We start from the raw sequence: 4,057 nt of genomic DNA, 5'->3' as shown, positions 1-4,057 counted from the left end.
TGGGGACCTCACCCTTACCAAGGGTGCGCTCTACCAACTGAGCCATATCAGCACGTCTGGAGCGGGCAGCGGGAATCGAACCCGCATCATCAGCTTGGAAGGCTGAGGTAATAGCCATTATACGATGCCCGCATCCTGAAACTCGGCTACCCAGTTCTTTCTGTAATACTAAAAAGACTGCTCTCTTTAGTATTGAGCTGATTAGTTTACCCAACCAACTCCGGCTACGCAAAGCGTCGCCAGAAAGTGGTGGTGGGGGAAGGATTCGAACCTTCGAAGTCGATGACGGCAGATTTACAGTCTGCTCCCTTTGGCCGCTCGGGAACCCCACCCAAATTGTTATGGTGCCGACTACCGGAATCGAACTGGTGACCTACTGATTACAAGTCAGTTGCTCTACCTACTGAGCTAAGTCGGCATCAAGTAGCGCGCATTCTAGGGAGAGGAGCGAGTTCATGCAACTAAAAATTTGCATAAAACGTTCTCTTGCTCACATTTTGTGCTCTTACGCGAAAAAACGGTGTAATTTCAAACAAAGGAGTGCAAATAATCGCCAACAAACGGGCCCATCAGGCGCGGTTTCGGTCAGCCACGTTTACCAGGAACGTATGCTGACCGTAAACTGAAAGGCAGCAGGCCGTGAGTACCATCCTGTTAGCAAAGGCCATGCTTTGCAAAGCATAAGAAACTTATTCCTCTCTTGTGACGCTGGCGCGAGAAAGCGGCATTCAATGAGTTTTTTTCTTATTATTCCCGGCAATCTGGTGTTACCCTCCTGCCCATTGTCCTGATTAACTCGTGTGAAGCATCGCCGTTTCAACGTATTCGGTGATGGTAAGAACATGCTTATGAGCCAAAAAGAGCAGACGTTAATGACACCGTACCTACAATTTAACCGCCACCAATGGGCTGCACTTCGTGATTCTGTCCCGATGACGTTAACCGAGGAAGAAATCACGCGGTTAAAAGGCATCAACGAAGATCTCTCTCTGGAAGAGGTTGCTGAGATCTATTTGCCGCTGTCGCGTTTGCTCAACTTCTATATCAGTTCTAACCTGCGTCGTCAGGCTGTTCTCGAACAATTTCTTGGCACCAACGGTCAGCGAATTCCCTATATTATCAGTATCGCTGGCAGCGTGGCGGTAGGAAAAAGCACCACCGCCCGTGTACTGCAGGCCTTGCTGAGCCGTTGGCCGGAGCATCGCCATGTCGAACTCATTACCACTGACGGATTTTTGCACCCTAACTCAGTTTTGAAAGAACGTGGGTTAATGAAGAAAAAAGGCTTTCCGCAGTCCTATGATATGCATCGGCTGGTGAAGTTTGTCTCCGATCTCAAATCAGGGGTACCACAGGCAACTGCACCGGTTTATTCCCATCTAATTTATGATGTTATTCCCGATGGCGATAAAACCGTCGCTCAACCGGATATTCTCATTCTTGAAGGACTGAATGTTCTGCAAAGTGGGATGGATTATCCACACGATCCGCATCATGTATTCGTATCGGATTTTGTCGACTTTTCTATTTATGTCGATGCCCCGGAAGAATTATTGAAAAGCTGGTATATCAACCGCTTTCTTAAATTCCGGGAAGGGGCATTTACCGACCCGGATTCTTATTTTCATAATTACGCCAAGCTGTCGAAGGAAGAAGCGGTCGAAATTGCCACCTCGCTTTGGAATGAGATTAACCTAATGAATCTCAAGGAAAACATCCTTCCAACTCGCGAGCGCGCCAGCCTGATTATGACCAAGAGCGCCAATCATTCTGTTAATCAGGTACGCTTACGTAAATAAAGCAAAGGGAGCCGGAGCTCCCTTTTTTATTCTGCGCTGCGCAATGATATTTCACCACCAACCCAGGCTTTTATCACACCATCCTGCTCCAGCAATAGCGCACCCTGGGCGTCAATGCCGCGGGAAATGCCATAAATTTCTTTATCACCGATAATCAGTTTTACCGGACGATGAATAAAGTTATCCAGTTTTTCCCAGCGCGGCAGATAAGGAGCCAACCCTTCCTGCTCGAACAGCTCCAGTCCCAGGCGCAGCTCTTTAATCAGGCGCGCGGCGAGGAGATTACGGTCGATGACCACCCCCGCTTCCTGAAGACTGATCCAACCCTGATTGACGACATCAGACTCCACACGACGCATCACAAGGTTGATACCCGCGCCGCTGACGATTTGTGCGGCATCGCCCGTTTTCCCCGTCAGCTCCACGAGGATCCCTGACAGCTTACGATCCTGCAGGTAAATATCGTTTGGCCATTTCACGCGAACCTGTTCGGCCCCGAGTTGCTGCAGCACTTCAGCGATCACAATACCAATCACCAGGCTTAGGCCAATCGCCGCTGCCGGGCCCTGCTCCAGACGCCAGTACATCGAGAGATAGAGATTCGCACCAAAGGGGGAAAACCATTTTCTGCCTCGCCGGCCTCGCCCTGCCTGCTGATATTCAGCTACGCAGGCATCGCCGGACGTCAGCTCATCCAGTCTGTCCAGCAAATACTGGTTAGTGGAGTCGATTACCGGAAGGACAGTCACTCGACCGTGCTCTATCTGTTGGGAGATCTTTTTCTCATCCAACAGATGAATGGGCTCTGGCAGGCTGTACCCCTTGCCCGGCACGGTAAACACATCGACGCCCCAGTCGCGTAACGTCTGGATATGCTTATTAATCGCCGCCCGGCTCATGCCTAACTGCTCGCCAAGCTGTTCACCTGAGTGAAACTCACCATCAGCAAGGATAGAAATTAGCGTTAAAGGGATAGTATGGTCTTTCACGCAATGCTCTCCTCTGCGTTGACTTCACCATGCGTTCCAATGAAGCGCACCTCGGGCTGAAGCCATACATTGAATTTTGCCCCCACCTGCTGGCGAACGTAATGGGCTAGCTTTATCACATCCTCGCTGGTCGCTTGATCTTCATTAATCAGTACCAGCGCCTGCTGTCGATGCACGGCCGCGCCGCCGATGCGTTTTCCTTTGAGCTGACATTGATCGATTAGCCAGCCAGCGGCCAGCTTGACGCTGCCATTTGCCTGCGGATAGTGCGGTGCATGAGGGAACTGCGCCAGCAGCGCTTCAGCAACCTGAGCGCTGACGATCGGGTTCTTAAAAAAGCTGCCAGCATTACCGTTAATCTTTGGATCCGGCAATTTAGTCATTCGCATATGGCAGACCGCATCGAATACCTGCTGCGGGGTGACTGTCTGCGGATCGAGACGTGTTAAATCACCGTAGCTCAGCACAGGTCGCCACGCTTTCTCTAACGCTAAGCCAATCGCGACTATGGCGTAGCGGTCCTGATATTCATGTTTAAAGATGCTGTCGCGATAGCCGAAACGGCATTCCGCTGCGGAAAGGCGTTGTTTACGTCCCGTTTCCAGCTCGATGCAGTCAACATATTCGCAGACCCGCTGCAATTCGACGCCGTAGGCGCCAATATTCTGGATCGGTGAGGATCCTGCGCAGCCAGGGATTAATGCCAGATTTTCCAGACCAGGCATCGCATGCTGTAGCGTGAACTGCACCAGTTGATGCCAGTTTTCGCCGGCACCGACGTGCAAGCGCCAGGCATCCGGGGTTTCGCTCACCTCGATCCCCATAATCCGGTTGAGGATCACCGTACCGGCATAGTCGTTCAGAAACAGGACGTTACTGCCTTCCCCAAGGATTAGCGTGGGTTCGCCAGCCGCGACAGCGGTTTGCCAGGCGCTTAGCAACTGTTGCTCAGTTTCGGCGCGTACTATCGTATTGGCGGATCGCTCAATGCCAAAGGTATTCCAGGGTTTGAGGGAGTGATTCATAGTGGCTTCCTGATGCAAAATCGGCGTTAGTTTACCGTATCTGGCGGGGGAAGGCTTGCCTGATTACAGAGGCAATAATATTGCGGAGCGTTACCAGTGGTGAGTGGTGTACCGGGCCGGGCTACAGAACCCGCAAGGCCCCTGGCCCCGGTAAGCGCAGCGCCACCGGGGAGGCATGCCGGCATCCTCCCCGGATGGCACAAACGCAAAAAAGCTCAGCCTTCCGACTGAGCTTTCTGCTTTA

At 51.8% G+C, this 4,057-nt stretch carries 3 protein-coding genes and 3 tRNA genes; 1 reads left to right on the top strand and 5 read right to left on the bottom strand.

Going from position 1 to position 4,057, the window contains the following annotated elements; genetic code table 11:
* Positions 1-57: 57 nt before the first annotated feature.
* The 3 genes from ABLV64_RS05675 to ABLV64_RS05665 all read right to left on the bottom strand — a co-directional run bounded on the left by ABLV64_RS05675 (position 58) and on the right by ABLV64_RS05665 (position 418).
* Positions 58-132: transfer RNA gene (locus ABLV64_RS05675), tRNA-Gly, on the bottom strand.
* A 115-nt stretch (positions 133-247) separates the two neighbouring features.
* Positions 248-332 (bottom strand) — tRNA-Tyr (locus ABLV64_RS05670).
* Between the two features lie 10 nt (positions 333-342).
* Positions 343-418: transfer RNA gene (locus tag ABLV64_RS05665), tRNA-Thr, on the bottom strand.
* A 430-nt stretch (positions 419-848) separates the two neighbouring features.
* On the opposite strand from ABLV64_RS05665, the gene coaA reads away from it, so the two are divergent.
* Complete coding sequence (coaA, locus tag ABLV64_RS05660) at positions 849-1,799, top strand: type I pantothenate kinase (RefSeq protein WP_004206833.1); 951 nt, start codon at positions 849-851, stop codon at positions 1,797-1,799.
* Between the two features lie 26 nt (positions 1,800-1,825).
* Here coaA and birA read toward each other — a convergent pair whose 3' ends face one another.
* Positions 1,826-2,788: a bifunctional biotin--[acetyl-CoA-carboxylase] ligase/biotin operon repressor BirA gene (gene birA, locus ABLV64_RS05655; protein ID WP_004206834.1), complete on the bottom strand. Its 963-nt coding sequence runs from the start codon at positions 2,786-2,788 to the stop codon at positions 1,826-1,828.
* Entirely contained in the window at positions 2,785-3,813 is a 1,029-nt protein-coding gene (murB, locus tag ABLV64_RS05650) for a UDP-N-acetylmuramate dehydrogenase (RefSeq protein WP_049116879.1), read from the bottom strand. The genes birA and murB overlap by 4 nt, the downstream gene beginning before the upstream one ends.
* Positions 3,814-4,057: the final 244 nt, after the last annotated feature.

The organism is Klebsiella sp. JB_Kp031 (assembly GCF_040064295.1).
In the GTDB taxonomy this organism is placed as follows: domain Bacteria; phylum Pseudomonadota; class Gammaproteobacteria; order Enterobacterales; family Enterobacteriaceae; genus Klebsiella; species Klebsiella quasipneumoniae.
The sequence above is the reverse complement of the archived record's forward strand: the minus strand, read 5'-3'. Positions and strand labels throughout refer to the sequence as shown.